The organism is Streptomyces sp. NPDC005648 (genome assembly GCF_040605395.1).
Classification (GTDB): Bacteria; Actinomycetota; Actinomycetes; order Streptomycetales; family Streptomycetaceae; genus Streptomyces.
In genome coordinates this window covers 1-21125 of sequence record NZ_JBEXCS010000129.1, presented here as the reverse complement: position 1 = coordinate 21125, position 21125 = coordinate 1, and the positions used below count along the sequence as shown (strand labels likewise).

Genomic DNA, 21125 nt, shown 5'->3' with positions numbered 1-21125 from the left:
GCTCGCCCGGCGGCGCGGGGCCCCGGACGCCGGCCCCACACCGGCCCATCGCATCGCCCCCACCGCCCCGTCCCGTGGACGCGCACACCTGGAGCCTCACCATGCCCCACACCGCAAACCGCACCACCAACCCGGCCACCTCGACGGACAGCGGCGACGTGCGAGGCCGACACTTCCACAGCAGACTCGGCAGGTGCTTGGTATCCGGCACCCCTTACCTGGGCGCCCTCACCGCGCTCGCCGCCGGGCTGATCGTCCTCGCCTACGCCATCCACGGTCCTCAGGTCGGCGAGTGGGCCTCGCAAGCCCTGGACAACGGCGACTGGACGATTGCCCCGACGTGGGCGGCCATGCTGTACATGGCCGGTATCACCGCGCTGAAGACCCTCCCCGCGCTCATCGCGGCCTACGTCGCTCACGGCGTGGCGGACCGGTCGGCGATTCTTCCCGGCTTCCTCGGCGGTGTCGCCGCCATCGTCGCCGAGGGCGGCGTCCTGTGCGGTGTGGTCGCCGGTGTGGTCGCCGGTGCGGCCGTCCTGGCTCTGCAGCGGATTCCCGTCAAGCGGGCGCTGCACAGCACCACCGCCGTGCTGTTCCCCCTGCTGGCCACCGTGATCACGCTGTTCGTGACCCTCGCGGTCGTCGGGTCGCTGCTCAAGCCCCTGACGAACTGGCTTTACAGCGAAATGGCCGGCCTGGAGTTCGAAAACACCCTCACTCTCGGCCTGCTCCTCGGCCTGATGGCCTGCTCCGACCTCGGCGGGCTGATCACCAAGACGGCATTCGCCTTCGGCGCGGTGGAACTGAGCGGTCCCGACCCGTCGAAGTTCACCCCGCTCAACATGACCATCATGGCCGCCGTCATGGCCGCCGGCATGGTGCCCCCGCTGGCCATGACCCTCGCCACCCTGGTACGCCGCAGCCTGTTCACCGAGGCCGAGCGGCGCTACGGCAAGATCTCCTGGCTGTTCGGCGCGGCCTTCCTCCCCGAGGGCGCGGCCCCCTTCGCCCTCGCCGACCCGCTGCGGGTGATCCCGGCCTCCATGGCCGGCGGTGCCGTCACCGGCGCCCTGGTCATGCAACTCGGCAGCACCGTCACGTACCCCAGGGGCGGTGTCTTCGCCGCCGGCCAACTCGGCGAACCATGGCTGTTCGCCGCCGCCGTGGCCGCAGGCGTCCTCACCACCACCGCCCTCACCATCGGCCTCAAGAGCCTACGGCGGCGCACGGCACCGGCCGCGAACACCGCCCGCGCCACCACCGGCACCAAGCAGGCGGTAGCGGTCGGCCGAGCCTGACCGCGCCGCCCGCCCGCGGTGAACGCGCCACATCGGCAGCCCGAGCATGAAAGACGCCGGCCCTGGGGGAGCGACCCCTGGGGCCCTCTCGGTCGTCGTCCACGTCTGCGAGGGAGTGGTGTGCCGCCACGGACCCTCGTGCTCTGATTCGGGGCGCTGGAAACGACGGGCTCTTCGAGGCAGGTGCGCTCGGCGCCCTCCATCTCGCGAGCGCTGTCCGTTCGAGATCGGCAAGAACTCCAGGAAATGTTCGATCATGGTACGTACGGGGAGACGGGGAAAGCATGCCCAAGGTGATCGCAGAGCGTGGGAATCTGCCCGCGGCCATCACCAGTTTTGTGGGTCGGCGGCAGGAGACCGCTGAGATCCGCCGCCTTCTGTGCGTACGGCGGTTGGTGACGCTCTCGGGCATGGGCGGTGTGGGCAAGACGCGGCCGGCGCTGGAGGTGGCCGCCGCTTCCCGGGAGGAGTTCGCGGACGGGGTGTGGCTGGTGGACCTCGTCCCGGTGTCCGACCCGTCGGCGGTGGCGGCCACGGCGGCGGGCGCCCTGCGGGTGCCCGACCTCGGGGCGCTGCCCTTCCTGGACCAGCTCACGGGTTGTCTGGCCGGGCGGCGCGCGCTGCTGGTGACCTCAAAGAATTCCACGACGAGCCAACGACAGGATGCCGCCGTGCGACAGGCAGAACCGAGTTCCGCGAACGCCTTGGCGAGCTCCTGCTCGCCGGCGTCGGCAGGGGAGCCCGAAAGACGTGCGGAAGCTGTCTAACGCACGCAGTAAATGTTTGATCAAGGAACACTGAGGTCGTCCGAGGCGGTGTTAGCGTCCGGCTGCTCTGCGGTCCCGTACCGCAGCAGCGTGGGTGGATGGCCGCGTGTGTGGGGAGACGCATGCCGCCCTGGCAATCGCCGTGCGCGCAACCGAGTTCCCGGGCGCCCCCCGCGAGAGCGCAGGCACTCGACACTGACGTACGGGCATGGCCCGGGAGGAAGACACCTGTGAATCGAACCGCGCACCAGCGCGGCCGGCTCGCGCTTCTGCTGGCCGGCGCGATCGTGGCAGCGCTTCCGGCGGCAGCGGCCGCCGACGAGACCCCGATCGACCCGGCACTGCCGGCGCCTGCATTGCCGGCCGGAGCGGACTGCGGCAGCGACAGCAGCCCGACCTGGCGGACCGTGCCCAGTCCGCCTCCCGCGGGGATGACCGTCTCCATCGGCGTACCGCGGTCCACGGTCAACGGGGTGACGTACCAGGGGGTCGTCCACGCGTGGGACGTTGACGGTTCGCAGGCGGCCGACGGGTCCGTCTCCGGGCAGCCCGTGCTCGTCCAGTCCGTGTACGTCCCGCTGCCCCTGGCGGACGGGCACACTTACGGTTGGCACGCGTCGACGTACGACGGGACGGCGTACTCGAACCCGACCGAGCCCTGCTACTTCAGGGTGGACGGGAGCGCGCCCCTCGCCCCGGTCGTCACCAACCCGGACTTCCCCCCGGTGGGCAGCCCGGGAACGCCCACGAAGTTTGCCGGGCAGCCCACCACGTTCAGTTTCAGCTCTACCGGCGATCCCCTGCCCAGCGGGTGCGCCGAGGCGGGGGCCCCGGACTGTCAGGTCAGCGGCTTGGACCACTTCGAGTACGCCCTGGACCAGGAACCGGGCACCGGTGCCGCCCGGGTTCCCGCCGATGCGGGGGGCAACGGCAGTCTGACGACCGCCCTGTCCTGGGGCGTGCACACCCTCTACGTCGTCGGGGTCGACGTGGCCGGGAACCGGTCGCAGGAGCCGGCTGCGTACACGTTCACGGTGCCGTCGCAGCTCCCGCCCCCGAGCCAGCCCACCCTCAACCTCACCACACCGGAGACAGCCGGCCGGGGGGCCCAACTGACCGTCTCCGGGCAGCTGTCGGCGGCTCCGTACTCATCCGGTGAGGTTGTTCACGTACTGAAGAGCGACCTGGCCCATCCCACCGGTGTTGCGCTGCCCGATGCGCCGTTGTCCGCCGACGGCACCTTCCGCATCGCCGATGTCCCGCAGGTCGGGGGAGCCAACACATACACCGTGACCTACCCGGGTGACTCCACCCACCAAGCCGTCAACGCGTCCGCGACCGTCCAGGTCTCCCGCAACGCCACCGCGGTGTCCATCACCACCAACGCTCCGTCGTACGCCTACGGCGCGACCGCGAAGATCACCGCCCACCTCGGCACGACCTACAACGGCCGCACCCTCGCGATCTACGCCCAGCCCTACGGCGGCAAGAAGGCGCTGATCGAGACCGGCACGGTGGACAGCCACGGCAACCTGGCCACGACCTACGAACTCACCCGCAAGACCACCTTCACCGCGGCGTTCGCCGGTGACTACCGCTACGCCCCGGCCACGGCCGCTACGACCGCGCCGGCCCACGCCAAGGTGTCCGAGTCGCTCAGCGGCTACTACGGGAGCACCCACTACGGCGGCCTCCTCTACCGGGTCTACCACCACACCGCCAAGGCCAAGCTGAACGTCACGGTCACGCCCAACAAGGCCGGCCAGTGCGTGAAATTCCAGATCCAGCGGTACTACAGCGATGCCTGGCACACACAGAGCACCTCCTCCTGCCGCACGCTCAGCACCACGAGCACCAGCTACGCGACGCTGAGCCTGACCAACGCGGTCAACAGCAAGTTCCGTATACGGGCCGAGTACGTCCACAGCAGCAAGGACACCGGCAACCTCAGCACTTGGGGCGCATGGCAGTACTTCACCGTCAGGCAGTGACGCACCAGGCGCCGGGCCCTACCGCTGAGGGGGGGCCTGCGCCTGGGAAGGCTGCGGCGGTTACGGCCACCTGGAAATCTACGCCGAGGGCCCCGCATGACCTCCAGTACGGTGCCGCCGTCGTACAGCATGGTCAGGACGACGTCGGCACCCTGCACGGCCTCGACGGGGGCTTTTCCTTGGGCGTCGGCTGTCGGCTGGCGGCACAGCGCCGGCGAACCCCGGTTCCCCGTGAGTCCCCGCGCGTTCTGGCACGAGAGTGGCACGGTCCTCGCCTGAGGTCTGGTGCTGACCCCCGCTATCGCCCTTGCCGGTGCCGGCTGCTGGTGTCAGATCGCGTCCATGCTCCCCGGGCCTTCGACGCATTTCCCGCTCTCGTCCACTACGTAGATGACGTCACGGGTTCCCACTGTGCCCTTCGCCTTACCCGGCTCGGGGTTGATGAGTGGGCAGACCGACTCCACTCCGCGGACAACGACCTTGTACGTCCTGGGCCACGCGCGTCGCTCGGTCCACCCCATGACGGCACCGCCGCTCTCGCCGGGCTTTCGGTCAGGTTCCCCTACGACCGCAACCCCGAGCTTCCCGCAGCCTGGACAACCGAACACGTGGGCATCCCAGGCCGACTCGTTGACCACGTGCACCGGCAGCCCTTTGGCATCGGAACTGCCACACCCCGTAACGGAGACGGCAGCGATGCCGAGTGCGACCAGCAGCGCAATGCGTGGCCGCTTGATGCGTCGGCGGGACGCGGTGTTGGGACAGCCTGGTCTCGCAGGTTGCATGCGTGGACTCTCTCATTCAACGGTCATGTCTCAGAAGCCAGCAGGGCCGGTCGGCGGCTGTCCCTGTGCTCCGTCCTTCTGGTGGCGCCCCGCTATGGCTGCGGCGAGCGCCAGGAGCGCCTCCACTTGAGCCATCTGCAACCGGTAGTCCGGCTGGACTCTCCCTCCCATGGCGCCCCTCAGCGGCGCCAAGAGTTCGATGGCAGCTTGCTCGTGCTCTTCGTAACTGGCCACGTATACCCCCAGCTCAAGTGGTGCGGCGTGGCACCTATCGGCAGCAAGGGATAACGCCCCGCAGACCTTGGCCGGCTGTCCGCCAGAAACCGTCTCTGACCGCCGCTGTTCGTGTGCTTCTTTGAACCGGATGCCGCTCCCATGGCCAGTGCACCCACGCCCCAAAACAAGAGGAACACCTGGCCGCCATGGCTGGCTTACGCGCTGAGCTGCAACATGACACGCATCCTGGCGCGCTCCCTTGGACGCGTCAACGATCTACCTTCACCACCACTCACCTCAGCTCCCCGCGTCTGCTGGGCTCTGCCTGGGTCGACGGTGCTCGGGATGGGATCCATCCAGTGGCCGGCCGATCCCCGCCGGAGGCATCGTCTTGACCGTGGGCCGCGTTATGCAGTGATCGCCTCATGGCTACCGGCCCTCTCCACATGTGGCTCAGTGCGACGAGATCGACCCGAAGAGGGAGCTGTACTCGGTGTACCGCTATCTCTCCGGCTGACCGCAGGCGAGATGATCAATGGCAAGCCGCGCAAGCAGTCCTGCGGTCGGTCGCCAGGGAACTCGGGCTGGCTCCGGTCCTGCCTCCGATTGGTCTGGACAACAAAGAACCCCCGGGTCATCGACCTGGGGGTTTCTGCTGGAGCGGGTGACGAGAATCGAACTCGCGCTCTCAGCTTGGGAAGCTGATGTTCTACCATTAAACTACACCCGCGTAAGACGCCGACCGGAGTCGGTGTCCGAACGCATCGTTACCTTACCTCATGCCTGGCCCCCGGCGCTGAAGCCGTGGGGCCAGTGTGTGTTTCGGGGTGGTGACAGGGCTGCGGGGGGCCGGAGTTGGGGCGTACGGTGGAGGCGTGGGAGAGGGTCCGGGTGAGGTCGGAGTGCCGCCTGGAGAGTCGTTCCTTTGATCCCGTAATGTGGCATTTGTCGTCCGGTGAGCAGCAACCGGACGCGGCTCTTGGGGAAGGGACTCATGGACTTGATGGAGCGCACCGTCGTCCGTTGTGCCGATGGGCACGTGTTCAGCACCGCTTCGTTCCCGATGCAGCAGGCCGAGCGGCTCGGTCCTGGCCGGCTGGTGCGGTGTCCACGCTGTGCCCGGCTTCGCAGCGTCGTGCCGGTCAGCCTTGAGAAGCGGTAGGAACGAGTAGGAGCAGGAGCAAGAAGCGAGCGGTACGTCGGAGCAGTCGCAGGCGCGCGGAGGCAGGATTGTGGTCGCTCCGCGCGCCTTGCGTATCCTCGGGACGTGCTTCTCTCAGACAAGGACATCCGGGCCGAGATCGACGCCGGGCGGGTACGGATCGATCCCTTCGACGAATCCATGGTTCAGCCGTCGAGTGTCGACGTGCGGCTGGACCGTTACTTCCGGGTGTTCGAGAACCACCGGTACCCGCACATCGATCCGAGCATCGAGCAGACGGATCTGACGCGACTGGTGGAGCCCGAGGGGGATGAGCCGTTCATTCTCCATCCCGGGGAGTTCGTGCTCGCCAGCACCTACGAGGTCATCACGCTTCCCGACGATCTCGCCTCCCGGCTCGAGGGCAAGAGTTCGCTTGGGCGGCTCGGGCTCGTCACCCACTCCACCGCCGGCTTCATCGACCCCGGTTTCTCCGGGCATGTGACGCTCGAGCTCAGCAACCTCGCCACCCTCCCCATCAAGCTGTGGCCCGGCATGAAGATCGGGCAGCTGTGTCTGTTCCGGCTCACCTCGCCGGCCGAGTACCCGTACGGCAGCGAGCGCTACGGCTCCCGTTACCAGGGTCAGCGCGGCCCCACCGCCTCCCGCTCCTACCTCAACTTCCACCGGACCCAGGTATGAGCGACAAGCGGGAGAACCTCACCTACGAGGCTTTCGGCACCGCCGTGCGTGAGCTCGCGCAGGTCATCGCCGACGACGGGTACGAGCCGGACATAGTCCTCAGCATCGCGCGCGGGGGTGTCTTCGTCGCCGGCGGCCTCGCCTACGCCCTCGACTGCAAGAACATCCACCTCGTGAACGTCGAGTTCTACACGGGGGTGGGGACGACCCTCGACATGCCCGTGATGCTCGCGCCCGTCCCCAACGCCATCGACTTCTCCTCCAAGAAGGTCCTCATCACCGACGACGTCGCCGACACCGGCAAGACGCTGAAGTTGGTGCGGGACTTCTGCGTCGACACGGTCGCCGAGGTGCGTTCCGCCGTCATCTACGAGAAGTCGCAGTCGCTGGTGAAGTGCGAGTACGTCTGGAAGCGCACCGACGACTGGATCAACTTCCCGTGGAGCGTTCTGCCTGTGGTACGTAAGTCGGGGGAGCCGATCACTCCGTCGAGAGAAGCGCTCTGACCTGCTGCTATGCAAACTTCGTGCCGGTGAGGCTGCATGAGGCAAGGGGAGGAACGGCGTGCTGCTCTATGGGGTGCTCGCACTGATAGCGGGCGGCGCATTCATCGTCGTGGCCTGTGGCTATCGCGGTGTGGACGTCTGGGTGTGGGACTGGGCGGACGTGACGTTTTCGCCGCGTTACAGGACGCGCTGGGGGACGCCGTGGAAGAACCTTGAACGCATGAGACTGCAGTTCGGATTCATGGGAGTCGTGCTGGTGATTATCGGACTGGTGACCGTGACGCGCTGACAGGGCGGCAGCAGGAGGCCCTCGCCTGTCCATGCATCGCGTCTCGGCAAGGATTTTCTGGGTGCGCGCTCTCCCACTGTGGCCAGCCAGGTCCTTGCTGTTGACCGTGCCCTTTTAGTGCGTCGTCTTGGCGCCGTCGACCGTCTCGGTCCCGATCAGCCGCAGGTCCCTGGACCCGGTCAGACCTCGGGACGCACCGCGCTCCCGCCGACGTACAGCACCAGTAATGCACTGACCCACCACTACGGACCCGCGGGCGGTAACGGCGCCCCCTCCATCCCGGTACCGGCCGACCCCCCGCAGAGGCAATGTTCTTGATCGGGGCGCGAGTTGAAAAGCCGGAACCGGCTGGAACAGCCAGGACCCGCTAGAACGTGCCCAGCTTCACGATCGACAGCAGTGCGATCAGTTGGATCGCCGACGCGCCGAGGGCCTTCGGCCAGGGGAGGTCGTGGGAGCGGCTGACCATCATGGTCAGAAGGGCGCCCGCGGCGACCCAGGTGGCCCAGCCCAGGAACTGGACGAAGGTCGCGTCGCCGCCGAAGAACATGGCGAAGACCAGGCGGGGGGCGTCCGTGAGGGACATGATCAGCATGGAGAGGCCGACCGTGGGCTGCCAGGCGCCGTCGCCGCCGAGCTGGCGGGCCAGGGTGTGGGTGACCACGCCCAGGACGAACGACGAGACGACCATGGCGACGGCGGTGGTGAGAACGATCGGTACCGCGTTCGCCAGCGTCGCGTCGATCGCGTCCTTGCGGGCGCCGTCGAAGCCGAAGACGGCCAGGAGGCCGTAGAGGAAGGTGACGATGAGGGCGGGGCCCCACATCGTGTAGTCCCGCATCTGGAGGAAGGTCTGGCCCGGGGAGAGGACGATGCCGCGGAGCAGGTCCTTCCAGTGCAGGCGGGGGCCGATCGGGCCCGCCGGGGGCTGGGCCGATCCGGCGCGGTACGTCTCGCCCTGGCTGTACGGGTCCTCGCCGACCGAGAACGCCTGGGTGTGGCCCGGGTTGTTGGCCGCGTACGGGTCCGGGCCGCCCTGCGGGGCGTAGCCCGCGCCGTCGCCGAAGTACTCCGGCTCGCCGCCCTGGGCGCCGTAGCCCCCGCCGTTGTACGGCTGCTGTCCCGCGTACGGCTGTGGAGCCGGAGGGTAGCCGTACGACGGGCCCTGCGGGGTCTGCGAGCCGTGCGGGGGGTGTTGCGGTCGCGTTTGCGGAGCGCCGTTGTTCCGGCCGCCGCGTCCGTTCCTGAATCCAGCCACGCCTTCGAACGTACCTGGTCCCCGAGAGTGACGTGCCGGGCCCGGCGGTCCGGACCGGGCTTTGCTGCCGAGCTGTGACATCCCCTAAGGGAAGCCGGGGGCGGGATCAGGGGCCGCTCAGGGATGCGCCGTAAGGAACTCCGCCGTCGAGAAGGTCAGCACCGGCTTCCGCGCCACCAGCCCCTTCTTCGCGCTCGCGCCCGGATACACGGCGACCGTGTCCCGCGTCTCGCCCCGATACGTCCGTACGACGAGGTCGTCCCGTCCGTCCCCGTCGAAGTCGCCCGCGGTGACGACCCTGGTGGTGCCGTGGGCGGGTGGGGCGACGGTCACCGTGCCCGCCGTGGTGAGGCCTGTCGCCCGGGCCCGGAGCACCTTCAGACCCGAGCCGCTGGAGATGAGTTCGGTGAGCCCGTCGCCGTCGAGGTCGGCGGTGTCCAGGAGGGTGCCGGGGGAGGGGAGGCCGGCGCGGGCGGGGGTGGGGAGGTCGTAGCGCAGGGACGTTCCGTCCAGGGTGCCGATCGCCGCGTCGAGGGCCTTGCCCCTGCCGAAGCGGCCGAGGACGACGTCGACGCCCTCGGGGAGGGTGGCGCCGGTGCGGGTGGGGCCCGCGGCGGAGCCCAGGACCACGGACGAGGTGCTCGACCCCTCCGTCGTACGGACCAGGAGGTCGTCATAGCCGTCCCGGTTCACGTCGGCCGCGGGACCGGTGGGCAGTTCGCCGCCCGCCGGGAGCGGTCCGGCGGCTGACCGCGGTGCTCCGCCACGGCTGAACGGGCCACGCAGGTACGACAGTCGGCCTGCGGACGCGTGCAGTACGAGATCCTGCGCGCCGTCGCCGTCGAAGTCGCCGCAGACCGGCTGGTCGGGCCAGTCGTTGCCGAAGCGGGCGCGGTCCGGGACGGTGAGGGGGACGGCGTGGGTGAGGCCGCGGGGTGAGCCGTAGAGGAGTTGGAGGGGGACGGGGGGCCGGCCCTGGCCGTCGTAGGGCGGGTCCGTCGACACCACGAGGTCGGTGAAGCCGTCCCCGTCCAGGTCGCAGGTCGCCTCCGCATCGAAGACGGCGGGGAGTTGACCCTTGGTGCGGGAGGCGTACCTGGCGGGGCTGAGCAACTGCCGGGCGCCCGGGGTGAGTCCGTGCGCGCTGCCGTAGACGATGCCGATGCCGGCGTCGTCGGCGTGGCTCTCGGCCTTGACCAGGTCGTCGAGGACGAGGTCGCGGTGGCCATCGCCGTTGAAGTCGACGGGTGTCCCGCTGCCCTTGCCGTGCGGGATCGGCAGCTCGGCCGGGGCGTTCGCGATCCGTACGGGGGTGCGCTGCGCGGCGCCCGCGTCGGCGCCGGGGCCGCAGGCGGCGAGGAGCAGGAGAGCGCCGCAGACCGATGCCGTGACCGCCGCCCCACCCGTTCGCACGCGCACCGTCTCCCTCGTCAGCACCGTCGACAACGCCTGGGTAATGATGCACGTGTTCGAGATACCGCGACAGCCTCCCGGCACAGAGGAGACCGCGGGGGGACAGTGGAGGCATGACCGCAGACGGATGGAACGTACTGGCCGGGGCGCGCGTGGCGACGAGGCTGCCCGCCCAGGACCTCGACCGGGCGCGGCGCTTCTACGCCGAGGTGCTCGGTCTTGAGCCCGTGGACGAGCGGCCCGGCGGGCTGCTGTACCGGTGCGGGGGAGTGGACTTCGTGCTGTTCCGCTCCACCGGGGCCTCACCGGGGACCTTCACCCAGATGGGCTGGGAGGGCGTCGAGGACCTGGCCGCCGTCGTCGCGGAGCTGCGGCGGCGCGGGGTGGTGTTCGAGGAGGTGGACGTGCCCGGGCTCAGGACGGTGGACGGGATCGCCGAGGTCGAGGGGAACTGTCCGAGCAAGGGCGCGCGCGGGGAGCGGGGGGCCTGGTTCCGGGACAGCGAGGGGAATCTGCTGGCGCTCGGAGAGCCGGTGCTGTGAGGAACGGGCGGCCGGTCACCTGGACACCTGGAGGGTGCCGGTCGTCGGTCTCTCGCCCCGGTGGGTCAGGATGGACGTATGAGCGTAGTGAAGATCAACGTCCTGAGCGTGCCGGCCGAGCAGCGCGAGGTCCTGGAGAAGCGGTTCGCCTCGCGGGCCCACGCCGTGGAGAGTTCGGACGGTTTCGAGTGGTTCGAGCTGCTTCGGCCCGTCGAGGGGACCGATCAGTACCTCGTCTACACCCGCTGGCGTGACGAGGCGTCCTTCCAGGCCTGGATGGAGGGGCCGATGAAGTCCGCCCATCAGGGTGGCGGTGAGGGTGCCGAGCGTCCGAGGCCGGCGGCCAGTGGGTCGTCGCTGTGGTCGTTCGAGGTGGTACAGCAGGCGGCGCCGAAGGGGGCGTAGACCCGCAGGAAACCACCGCCCCCACGCCCCGCGCCCCCCTATACCGCGACGCCCCCACATCCCGTAGGACATGGGGGCGTCGGCATGGCTGTAGGGCCTGTTACTTCACCGGCTCGGGCTCCGGGGCGCTCTCCTGCTGCTCCTCGCCCGCCGGGTCGGCCGGGGTCTTCACCGAGTCCAGCAGGAGCTGGGCGACGTCGACGACCTGGATGGACTCCTTGGCCTTGCCCTCGTTCTTCTTGCCGTTCACGGAGTCCGTGAGCATGACGAGGCAGAACGGGCAGGCGGTGGAGACGATGTCCGGGTTGAGGGAGAGGGCCTCGTCGACGCGCTCGTTGTTGATGCGCTTGCCGATGCGCTCCTCCATCCACATGCGCGCACCACCCGCGCCACAGCAGAAGCCGCGCTCCTTGTGGCGGTGCATCTCCTCGTTGCGCAGGCCCGGGACGTTGGCGATGATCTCGCGCGGAGGCGTGTAGATCTTGTTGTGGCGGCCCAGGTAGCAGGGGTCGTGGTACGTGATGATGCCCTCGACCGGAGTGACCGGGACCAGCTTGCCCTCGTCGACGAGGTGCTGCAGCAGCTGGGTGTGGTGGATGACCTCGTAGTCGCCGCCGAGCTGCGGGTACTCGTTGCCGATCGTGTTCAGGCAGTGCGGGCAGGTGGCGACGATCTTCTTCGCGGACTTCGGCTTGGCGGACTCGGGGACCACCTTGCCGTCGTCGTCCAGCTCCTCGCCGAACGCCATGTTCAGCGCCATGACGTTCTCCATGCCGAGCTCCTGGAAGAGGGGCTCGTTGCCCAGGCGGCGGGCGGAGTCACCCGTGCACTTCTCGTCGCCGCCCATGATCGCGAACTTGACGCCCGCGATGTGGAGGAGTTCGGCGAACGCCTTCGTGGTTTTCTTGGCGCGGTCCTCCAGGGAGCCCGCGCAGCCCACCCAGTACAGGTACTCGACCTCGGTGAGGTCCTCGATGTCCTGGCCGACGACCGGGACCTCGAACTCGACCTCCTTGAGCCACTCCAGGCGCTGCTTCTTGGCCAGGCCCCAGGGGTTGCCCTTCTTCTCCAGGTTCTTGAGCATCGTGCCCGCCTCGGAGGGGAAGGCCGATTCGATCATCACCTGGTAGCGGCGCATGTCCACGATGTGGTCGATGTGCTCGATGTCCACCGGGCACTGCTCCACGCAGGCGCCGCAGGTGGTGCAGGACCACAGGACGTCGGGGTCGATGACGCCGTTGTCCTCGGCGGTACCGATCAGCGGGCGCTCGGCCTCGGCGAGGGCGGCGGCGGGAACGCCGGCCAGCTGCTCCTCGGACGCCTTCTCCTCGCCCTCCATCGTCTTGCCGCCGCCGGCCAGCAGGTAGGGCGCCTTGGCGTGCGCGTGGTCGCGCAGGGACATGATCAGGAGCTTGGGGGAGAGGGGCTTGCCCGTGTTCCAGGCGGGGCACTGCGACTGGCAGCGGCCGCACTCGGTGCAGGTGGAGAAGTCCAGCAGGCCCTTCCAGGAGAACTGCTCGACCTGGGAGACGCCGAAGACGTCGTCGTCGCCGGGGTCGGTGAAGTCGATCGGCTTGCCGCCGCTCGTCATCGGCTGAAGGGCGCCGAGGGCCGTGCCGCCGTCCGACTCGCGCTTGAACCAGATGTTCGGGAAGGCGAGGAAGCGGTGCCAGGCCACACCCATGTTGGTGTTCAGCGAGACGACGATCATCCAGATGAACGAGGTGCTGATCTTGATCATGGCGACCAGGTAGATCAGGTTCTGCAGCGCGGAGACCGAGAGCCCCTTGAAGGCCAGGACCAGCGGGTACGACGCGAAGTACGAGGCGTCGTAGCCGTCCACGTGGTGGATCGCGCCCTCCAGGCCGCGCAGCACGTAGATCGCGAGGCCGATGGTCAGGATGACGTACTCGACGAAGTACGCCTGGCCCGACTTGGAGCCGGCGAAGCGGGACTTGCGGCCGGGGCGGGAGGGGAGGTTCAGCAGCCGGATCGCGATCAGCACGATGATGCCGATCGTCGTCATCACGCCGATGAACTCGGTGTACATCTCCAGCGGCAGCCAGTCGCCGACGACCGGCAGCGTCCAGTCGGCCTGGAAGAGCTGCCCGAAGGCCTGCGCCAGGGTCGGCGGCAGCGTCAGAAAGCCGACGGCCACGAACCAGTGGGCGAAGCCGACGATGCCCCAACGGTTCATCCGGGTGTGCCCGAGGAACTCCTTCACCAGCGTCACACTGCGCTGGTAGGGGTTGTCGGTGCGGGTACCGGCGGGCACGGGCTGGCCGAGCTTGAAGTACCGGACGAACTGACCGATGGCGCGGGCGAGCAGGGCAACGCCGACCACGGCCAGGACCAGCGACACGATGATCGCGGCGAGTTGCATTGGGGGCTCCTCGGGCCTGCGAGGTTATTACTAAGCGGTAACTTATGCAGTCCGTCTGAGACTACCCTTATCTTCCATCGCACTGTAGCCAGGCGTGCAGTGATCTGGATCGCTGAGGGTTGCCTTAAAGGTCCACATGAAGGTCGTGACGATCCGATCGTGTTATTCGTACCAAATTGGTACATTCGCCCCTAATTTAGATCCGTGCTCTACGGGATCGCCGCCGCCACCTCCGCCCTGCTGCTCGCCGCCGTGCTCTCCGCCCTGGTCCGGTCGCCCGCCCTGCGTCTGGGCGTGGTCGACCGGCGGCGCCAGCGACCGCTGCCGTTGTTCGGCGGTGTGGCGGTCGTGGTCGCCACCTGCCTGGTCGCCTTCGCCGGCGACCGGATGGGGGTCGCCCGGCTCGGGGACGGCGTGGGCCGGCTGCTGGTCGCCGGGGCGTGCGTCGCCGCGCTGGGGCTCGTCGCCGACGTACGGCGGGTCAAGGCCCGGGTGCTCGTCGCCGGTACGGCCGTGGCGGCGGCCTGTGTGATGCCGTACGGGGAGACCGGGATCGGGGGCGGGCTGCTCGCCGTCGGCTGGGTCACCTTCGTCGCGCTCGCCTTCCGGGCGCTCGACCACGCCGACGCGCTCGCCGGGACCGTGGGGGTGCTCACCGCGTTCGGGGTGGGGGCCTGTGCCGCCGTGGAGGTGATGGACGGGCTCGCCGTGCTGCTGAGCGTGCTCGCCGCCGCGCTGACCGGGTTCCTCATGCACAACTGGCATCCCGCGCGCGTGGGGCTGGGCGCGTGCGGGTCGCTGTTCGCGGGGTTCGTGCTCGCCGCCTCCGCGGTGTTCACGCGGGCCGGGTACGGGCTCGCCTCCAGTGCGGGCGTGCTGTTCCCGCTCACCGCCGTCGCCACTGCCGACGTGCTCCTCGTGGTCCTGGCGCGGAAGCTGGCCGGCAGGCCGTTGCTGCGACGCGCTCCCGACCATCTGGCCCACCGGCTGCGACGGTCGGGGCTCACCCCTCAGGGGGCCACCGTGGTGCTGGGGCTCGCGGTGTTCGCCGGGGTGCTCGTCGGGGTGCTCGTGGACATGGGGTGGGTCGCGGGATCGGGGGTGCTGTGGGTGGCGGCGGGGGTCGTGGCCCTCGTCCTGGTACTCCTTCGGGTCCCTGGTTCTTCCCCTAGGGGGCCGGAATCGACGCAGGTCAGAGGCCAGTTGCGTGTAAGGAACGGATAAGAGTTGAGTCGCCACGACTCAGGTCTGTTGACCCATTCGCGGACGTCGTGCACACTTGAGTCCGTTCCACTCAAGTCAGCTGGAGGAAATCACCATGGCACGTGCGGTCGGCATCGACCTGGGCACGACTAACTCCGTCGTCAGCGTTCTGGAGGGCGGCGAGCCCACCGTCATCACCAACGCCGAGGGTGCCAGGACCACGCCGTCCGTCGTCGCCTTCGCGAAGAACGGTGAGGTGCTGGTCGGCGAGGTCGCCAAGCGCCAGGCGGTCACGAACGTGGACCGGACCATCCGCTCCGTCAAGCGCCACATGGGCACGGACTGGAAGATCGAGCTCGACGGGAAGCAGTTCAACCCGCAGCAGATGAGCGCCTTCATCCTGCAGAAGCTGAAGCGCGACGCCGAGTCCTACCTGGGCGAGAAGGTGACCGACGCGGTCATCACCGTCCCCGCGTACTTCAACGACTCGGAGCGTCAGGCGACGAAGGAGGCCGGCGAGATCGCCGGTCTGAACGTCCTTCGCATCGTCAACGAGCCCACCGCGGCCGCGCTCGCGTACGGCCTCGACAAGGACGACCAGACGATCCTCGTCTTCGACCTCGGTGGCGGCACGTTCGACGTCTCGCTGCTGGAGATCGGCGACGGCGTCGTCGAGGTGAAGGCCACCAACGGTGACAACCACCTCGGTGGTGACGACTGGGACCAGCGCGTCGTCGACTACCTGGTGCAGCAGTTCCAGAGCGGTCACGGCGTGGACCTGGGCAAGGACAAGATGGCCCTCCAGCGCCTCCGCGAGGCCGCCGAGAAGGCGAAGATCGAGCTGTCCAGCTCCACCGAGACCTCGATCAACCTGCCCTACATCACGGCCTCCGCCGAGGGCCCGCTGCACCTGGACGAGAAGCTCACCCGGGCCCAGTTCCAGCAGCTGACGGCCGACCTGCTGGAGCGCTGCAAGACGCCGTTCCACAACGTCATCAAGGACGCCGGCATCTCGATCAACGAGATCGACCACGTCGTCCTGGTCGGTGGCTCCACCCGTATGCCCGCCGTCGCCGAGCTCGTCAAGGAGCTGACCGGCGGCAAGGAGGCCAACAAGGGTGTGAACCCGGACGAGGTCGTCGCCATCGGCGCCTCGCTCCAGGCCGGTGTGCTCAAGGGTGAGGTCAAGGACGTCCTGCTCCTCGACGTGACCCCGCTGTCCCTCGGTATCGAGACCAAGGGCGGCATCATGACCAAGCTCATCGAGCGGAACACGACGATCCCGACCAAGCGGTCCGAGATCTTCACCACCGCCGAGGACAACCAGCCGTCCGTGCAGATCCAGGTCTACCAGGGCGAGCGCGAGATCGCGGCGTACAACAAGAAGCTCGGCATGTTCGAGCTGACCGGTCTGCCGCCGGCGCCCCGCGGCGTCCCGCAGATCGAGGTGTCCTTCGACATCGACGCCAACGGCATCATGCACGTGACCGCCAAGGACCTGGGCACGGGCAAGGAGCAGAAGATGACCGTCACCGGCGGCTCCTCGCTGCCGAAGGACGAGGTCGACCGGATGCGCCAGGAGGCCGAGCAGTACGCGGAGGAGGACCACCGCCGCCGCGAGGCCGCCGAGTCCCGCAACCAGGGCGAGCAGCTCGTCTACCAGACGGAGAAGTTCCTCAAGGACAACGAGGACAAGGTCCCCGGCGAGGTCAAGACCGAGGTCGAGGCCGCCGTCGAGGAGCTGAAGACCGCGCTCAAGGGCGAGGACACCGCCGAGATCCGCACCGCCACGGAGAAGGTCGCGGCCGTCTCCCAGAAGGTCGGCCAGGCCATGTACGCCGACGCCCAGGCGGCCCAGGCCGCGGGTGGCGCCGACGCCGGTGCCGAGGCGCCCAAGGCCGACGACGACGTGGTCGACGCCGAGATCGTGGACGACGAGCGCAAGGACGGTGCCGCGTGACGGAGGAGACCCCGGGCTTCGAGGAGAAGCCCGACGTCCCCTCCGGCGCGACCCCCGACGACGCCGAGCCGAAGGCCGCCTCCTCCTCCAACGGGGAGGGGGCGGCCCCGGCCGGGGACGCATCAGCACAGATCGCCGGCCTGACGGCCCAGCTGGACCAGGTCCGCAAGGCGCTCGACGAGCGCACCACGGACCTCCAGCGGCTCCAGGCCGAGTTCCAGAACTACCGCCGCCGCGTGGAGCGGGACCGGATCACGGTCAAGGAGATCGCCATCGCGAACCTCCTGACCGAGCTCCTGCCCGTGCTCGACGACATCGGCCGCGCGCGCGAACACGGCGAGTTCGTCGGCGGATTCAAGTCCGTCGGGGAGTCGCTGGAGACCGTCGCGGCGAAGATGGGTCTGCAGCAGTTCGGCAAGGAGGGCGAGCCCTTCGACCCGACGATCCACGAGGCCCTGATGCACAGCTACGCGCCGGATGTCACCGAGACGACGTGCGTGGCGATTCTGCAGCCCGGGTATCGCATCGGCGAGCGCACCATCCGCCCCGCGCGGGTGGCGGTCGCCGAACCCCAGCCGGGGGCGCAGACGGTCAAGGCCGAGGGGGCCGACGAGGCTCCGGCGGCCGGCGACGACAAGGACAACGGCCCTGAGGAGGGCTGACGTCGTAGGCAACGAGCGGAACAGCGGAAAGGGGGCGCGTCGAGGATGAGCACCAAGGACTTCATCGAGAAGGACTACTACAAGGTCCTCGGCGTCCCCAAGGACGCCACCGAGGCCGAGATCAAGAAGGCGTACCGGAAGCTCGCCCGCGAGTTCCACCCGGACGCCAACAAGGGCAACGCCAAGGCGGAGGAGCGCTTCAAGGAGATCTCCGAGGCGAACGACGTCCTCGGCGACCCCAAGAAGCGCAAGGAGTACGACGAGGCACGCGCCCTCTTCGGCAACGGCGGCTTCCGTCCGGGGCCGGGCGGCGCGGGCGGCTCCTTCAACTTCGACCTGGGCGACCTCTTCGGAGGCGGTGCCCAGGGCGGCGGCGGCGGGGGTTCCGGCGGCTTCGGCGGCGGACTCGGTGACGTCTTCGGGGGCCTGTTCAACCGCGGCAGCTCCGGGACCACCCGGGTGCAGCCCCGGCGCGGCCAGGACATCGACACCGAGGTCAGCCTCAACTTCACCGAGGCGATCGAGGGCGCGACGGTCCCGCTGCGCATGACCTCGCAGGCCCCCTGCAAGGCCTGCTCCGGCACCGGCGACGCCAACGGCAACCCCCGTGTGTGCCCGACCTGCGTCGGCACCGGCCAGGTGGCCCGGGGCTCCGGCGGCGGCTTCTCGCTCACCGACCCCTGCCCCGACTGCAAGGGCCGCGGCCTGATCGCGGAGAACCCCTGCGAGGTCTGCTCGGGCAGCGGTCGCGCCAAGTCGTCCCGCACCATGCAGGTCCGCATCCCGGCGGGTGTCTCCGACGGGCAGCGCATCCGCCTGCGCGGCAAGGGCGCACCCGGCGAGCGGGGCGGCCCGGCCGGCGACCTCTACGTCACCGTCCATGTCTCCCCGCACCCGGTGTTCGGCCGCAGGGACGACAACCTCACCATCACCGTCCCGGTGACCTTCGCGGAGGCGGCGCTCGGCGGCGAGGTCAGGGTGCCCACCCTGGGCGGACCGCCGGTCACCCTGAAGCTGCCCCCCGGCACGCCCAACGGCCGCACCATGCGCGCCCGGGGCAAGGGCGCGTTCCGCAAGGACGGCACCCGCGGCGACCTGTTGGTCACCGTCGAGGTGAGTGTCCCGAAGGACGTGACGGGGAATGCTCGTGACGCACTCGAGGCGTATCGCGAGGCGACCGCGGGCGAGGACCCGCGGGCGGAGCTGTTCCAGGCCGCGAAGGGAGCATGAGAGAGATGGACGGCCGTCGACGCAACCCGTACGAACTGACCGAGGAGACGCCGGTCTACGTCATCTCGGTGGCGGCCCAGCTCTCCGGCCTGCACCCGCAGACCCTCCGTCAGTACGACCGCCTCGGCCTGGTCTCCCCGGACCGCACGGCCGGGCGGGGTCGCCGCTACTCGGCCCGCGACATCGAACTGCTGCGCCAGGTGCAGCAGTTGTCGCAGGACGAGGGCGTCAACCTGGCCGGCATCAAGCGCATCATCGAGCTGGAGAACCAGGTCGCCGCGCTCCAGCAGCGCGTGGCCGAGCTCCAGTCGGCCGTGGACGGCGCGGCGGCGGCGATGCAGCAGCGTGAGGCGGCGGTGCACGCGTCGTACCGCCGTGACCTGGTCCCGTACCAGGAGGTCCAGCAGACCAGCGCGCTGGTGGTCTGGCGGCCCAAGCGGCAGCAGGACTGACACGGGACTGAAGGGACTGACGGGACGAAAGGGCCCGGGGGCGACAGCCTCCGGGCCCTTCGCTCGTTCAGGGCGCCTGCCGGGCGCCGTGATTCAGGGCGCCATGATCGCGTGGTCCGCGCCGGGCGCCGACTCGGTGCCGTCGGCGTAGCGGGCGGTCACCCGGTAGAAGTGGGTGGTGCCCTTGGCGGCGCCGGTGTCGTGGTACGACGTCGCCGTCGTGGTGGCCGCCAGCTGCTCGTACGCCCCGGTGTCCGGGTTCCAGCGGTAGACCTGGTAGCCGACGGCGTCCGGCACCTCGTTCCAGGACAGGTCGACCCGGTCCCCGTTCGGGATCGCGGTCAGCTTCACCGGCGAGTCCCCGGAAGTCGGCACGCTCGGCGTCAGGTCGAGCTCGGTGGCGCTCACGATCTCGCCCGCACCGCTCCACTCGTAGGGCGAGTTCCAGGAGCTGTCGTAGGGGTCGACGAGGAAACAGCGCTCGGCGCCGTCCGGAAGCGTCTGGTACCGGTACGAGGTGACGTCCGGCGTCAGCCACACCTCCTCGTGCGCCTGGCAGAGGGCGTCGTCGCCGTCCCGCACGACCTCGCCCGTGTAGAGGAGGTAGCGGAACAGGTCGGGCGCGGGGTCGGGGTCCCAGCGCAGCTCGAAGCCGTACTCGGTCGGGGTGGCCGTCAGGCCGGTCACCGGGGCCGGCGGCTTGTCCGAGGCGAGCGTGGCCACCGTCACCGGCTGGGAGGGGAGGGAGACGGCGCCGGAGCGGTCCACGGTCGTCACCACGTAGTGGTAGGTGGTGGCTTCCTCGGCCGAGTAGTCGCCGCAGCTGTAGCGCTGGGAGCCGTCGGCGAGTTCGGTGCGGGTCGTGGTGCAGGGCACCGGTGCGCCGGACGTGTCCACGGGCAGGGTCGTCGAGCGGTAAACGCGGAAGGTGCTCACGTCGGCGTCCCCCGGCTTCACCGTCCACGCCAGGAGCGCGGCGCCCACGTCCGCGGTCGCCGTGAGGCCGCGGGGCGCGGCGGGCGGCCGGTGCGCGCTCACCGGGTCCGTGTACGGCGAGAGATGACCGGAGCCGTCCACCGCGGCCACCCGGTAGGTGTACGTGGAGATCCGGTCGAGCGATCCGTCGGCGAACCCGCTGCCGGTGACGTCCGTCGTCTTCTCGCCGCCGCCCGGATCCGTCCGCAGCACGCGGTACTTCACCGCACCCGGCACCGTCTGCCAGGACAGTTCGGCGCCGGTGTCCGTGACCGACGCGGCGAGGGAGCCCGGAGAGCCCAGCACGATGCTCGTGACCTGCTGGTCGGCGGTACCGGCGGACTCGTTGCCCGCCTTGTCGTGGGCGCGCACCTCGTAGTAGTAGACGGCGCCGGTGGCGGGCGGGGTGTCCGTGTACGAGGTCGCGGTCGGGGCCGCCAGCCGCGTCCACGTGGTCGACCCCTTCAGCCGCCGGTACACCCGGTACCCGGCGAGGTCCATCTCGACGTTCGCACCCCAGCTCAGCTTCGCCTTGCCGCTCGTCGTGTCGTACGACACCAACGGGTTCCTCGGGGCGAGGGGCTTGACCTTGTCGACGGTGGCGGAGGTGCGGGGGGTGTAGGTGAACTTGACCTTGGCGGTGCCGGTCCAGTTGGCGTAGTCCAGGCGGAGGGTGTGCTTGCCGGACGGGATGGTGATGTTGGCGGTCTTCGTCACCGTCGACGAGACGTTCTTCCACAGGTCGATTCTGCGGGTGCCGTCGAGGTAGACGCGTATGCCGTCGAGTCCGGTGGTGGTGAGGGCGAAGGGGCCGCCGGAGCCGAAGTCGCGGGTGACGGTCCAGCGGACGGTGAAGTTGTCCTTGGGGAGGCCGGAGGTGGGTGAGCCGGTCCAGTTCTGGTCGACGGCGGTGTCGCAGTCCGTCTTCCTGGGGGTGCCCTTGAAGG

19 protein-coding genes and 1 tRNA gene are annotated in these 21125 nt (G+C 69.4%); 13 read left to right on the top strand and 7 right to left on the bottom strand.

What is annotated here, in order from left to right; all coding sequences use genetic code 11:
- Positions 1-101 precede the first annotated feature (101 nt).
- The 3 genes from ABZT17_RS41530 to ABZT17_RS41520 all read left to right on the top strand — a co-directional run bounded on the left by ABZT17_RS41530 (position 102) and on the right by ABZT17_RS41520 (position 4056).
- The gene (locus ABZT17_RS41530; protein ID WP_356357346.1) at positions 102-1298 is read left to right on the top strand and encodes a fructose-specific PTS transporter subunit EIIC; all 1197 of its coding nucleotides are present in this window, start codon (positions 102-104) and stop codon (positions 1296-1298) included.
- A gap of 284 nt (positions 1299-1582) precedes the next feature.
- Positions 1583-2065 carry a hypothetical protein gene (locus ABZT17_RS41525; RefSeq protein ID WP_356357344.1) on the top strand — a complete coding sequence of 161 codons (483 nt, stop codon included), beginning with the start codon at positions 1583-1585 and terminating at the stop codon, positions 2063-2065.
- Positions 2066-2295: 230 nt separating this feature from the next.
- Complete coding sequence (locus tag ABZT17_RS41520; RefSeq protein WP_356357342.1) at positions 2296-4056, top strand: hypothetical protein; 1761 nt, start codon at positions 2296-2298, stop codon at positions 4054-4056.
- A 329-nt stretch (positions 4057-4385) separates the two neighbouring features.
- Here ABZT17_RS41520 and ABZT17_RS41515 read toward each other — a convergent pair whose 3' ends face one another.
- From ABZT17_RS41515 to ABZT17_RS41505, 3 genes are all read right to left on the bottom strand, one after another.
- Positions 4386-4700: a hypothetical protein gene (locus tag ABZT17_RS41515; RefSeq protein WP_356357340.1), complete on the bottom strand. Its 315-nt coding sequence runs from the start codon at positions 4698-4700 to the stop codon at positions 4386-4388.
- A gap of 171 nt (positions 4701-4871) precedes the next feature.
- Positions 4872-5012, bottom strand: coding sequence for a hypothetical protein (locus tag ABZT17_RS41510; RefSeq protein ID WP_356357338.1), 141 nt, complete (start codon positions 5010-5012; stop codon positions 4872-4874).
- 701 nt (positions 5013-5713) lie between these two features.
- Positions 5714-5787, bottom strand: a tRNA-Gly gene (locus tag ABZT17_RS41505).
- A gap of 537 nt (positions 5788-6324) precedes the next feature.
- Here ABZT17_RS41505 and dcd point away from each other — a divergent pair.
- Genes dcd through ABZT17_RS41490 form a run of 3 tightly spaced genes read left to right on the top strand, consistent with a single transcriptional unit; the run spans position 6325 to position 7695 of the window.
- On the top strand, positions 6325-6900 hold the full coding sequence (gene dcd / locus ABZT17_RS41500; protein WP_356357336.1) for a dCTP deaminase: 576 nt from the start codon (positions 6325-6327) through the stop codon (positions 6898-6900).
- Positions 6897-7406 (top strand): phosphoribosyltransferase, encoded by a 510-nt coding sequence (locus ABZT17_RS41495; RefSeq protein WP_356357334.1) that lies wholly within the window; start codon positions 6897-6899, stop codon positions 7404-7406. The genes dcd and ABZT17_RS41495 overlap by 4 nt, the downstream gene beginning before the upstream one ends.
- Positions 7407-7464: 58 nt before the next feature.
- On the top strand, positions 7465-7695 hold the full coding sequence (locus ABZT17_RS41490) for a hypothetical protein (RefSeq protein ID WP_356357332.1): 231 nt from the start codon (positions 7465-7467) through the stop codon (positions 7693-7695).
- 367 nt (positions 7696-8062) lie between these two features.
- Here ABZT17_RS41490 and ABZT17_RS41485 read toward each other — a convergent pair whose 3' ends face one another.
- Together ABZT17_RS41485 and ABZT17_RS41480 are read right to left on the bottom strand one after the other, a co-directional pair.
- Complete coding sequence (locus ABZT17_RS41485) at positions 8063-9034, bottom strand: YIP1 family protein (RefSeq protein WP_356357330.1); 972 nt, start codon at positions 9032-9034, stop codon at positions 8063-8065.
- Positions 9035-9070: 36 nt separating this feature from the next.
- Positions 9071-10372, bottom strand: a complete 1302-nt coding sequence (locus ABZT17_RS41480; protein WP_356357328.1) for a VCBS repeat-containing protein — start codon at positions 10370-10372, stop codon at positions 9071-9073.
- A 107-nt stretch (positions 10373-10479) separates the two neighbouring features.
- Here ABZT17_RS41480 and ABZT17_RS41475 point away from each other — a divergent pair, with 107 nt between their 5' ends.
- Both ABZT17_RS41475 and ABZT17_RS41470 read left to right on the top strand, forming a co-directional pair.
- Positions 10480-10908: a VOC family protein gene (locus ABZT17_RS41475; protein ID WP_356357326.1), complete on the top strand. Its 429-nt coding sequence runs from the start codon at positions 10480-10482 to the stop codon at positions 10906-10908.
- 78 nt (positions 10909-10986) lie between these two features.
- Entirely contained in the window at positions 10987-11313 is a 327-nt protein-coding gene (locus ABZT17_RS41470; protein WP_356357324.1) for an antibiotic biosynthesis monooxygenase, read from the top strand.
- 100 nt (positions 11314-11413) lie between these two features.
- On the opposite strand, the gene ABZT17_RS41465 is transcribed toward ABZT17_RS41470, so the two are convergent.
- Entirely contained in the window at positions 11414-13696 is a 2283-nt protein-coding gene (locus ABZT17_RS41465) for a (Fe-S)-binding protein (RefSeq protein WP_356357322.1), read from the bottom strand.
- 204 nt (positions 13697-13900) lie between these two features.
- Here ABZT17_RS41465 and ABZT17_RS41460 point away from each other — a divergent pair, with 204 nt between their 5' ends.
- The 5 genes from ABZT17_RS41460 (at position 13901) to ABZT17_RS41440 (ending at position 19203) form a co-directional block, all read left to right on the top strand.
- Entirely contained in the window at positions 13901-14920 is a 1020-nt protein-coding gene (locus tag ABZT17_RS41460; protein WP_356357320.1) for an MraY family glycosyltransferase, read from the top strand.
- 94 nt (positions 14921-15014) lie between these two features.
- Entirely contained in the window at positions 15015-16859 is a 1845-nt protein-coding gene (gene dnaK / locus ABZT17_RS41455; RefSeq protein ID WP_356357318.1) for a molecular chaperone DnaK, read from the top strand.
- A complete protein-coding gene (gene grpE / locus ABZT17_RS41450; protein ID WP_356357316.1) occupies positions 16856-17521 on the top strand; it encodes a nucleotide exchange factor GrpE in 666 nt (221 codons plus the stop codon). Before dnaK ends, grpE begins: the two co-directional genes overlap by 4 nt.
- A 45-nt stretch (positions 17522-17566) precedes the next feature.
- A complete protein-coding gene (gene dnaJ, locus ABZT17_RS41445) occupies positions 17567-18751 on the top strand; it encodes a molecular chaperone DnaJ (protein WP_356357315.1) in 1185 nt (394 codons plus the stop codon).
- A gap of 5 nt (positions 18752-18756) precedes the next feature.
- Positions 18757-19203 carry a helix-turn-helix domain-containing protein gene (locus tag ABZT17_RS41440; protein ID WP_356357313.1) on the top strand — a complete coding sequence of 149 codons (447 nt, stop codon included), beginning with the start codon at positions 18757-18759 and terminating at the stop codon, positions 19201-19203.
- A gap of 93 nt (positions 19204-19296) precedes the next feature.
- On the opposite strand, the gene ABZT17_RS41435 is transcribed toward ABZT17_RS41440, so the two are convergent.
- Positions 19297-21125, bottom strand: a 1829-nt coding sequence (locus tag ABZT17_RS41435) for a PA14 domain-containing protein (protein ID WP_356357311.1), incomplete at its 5' end; no start/stop codon positions are given.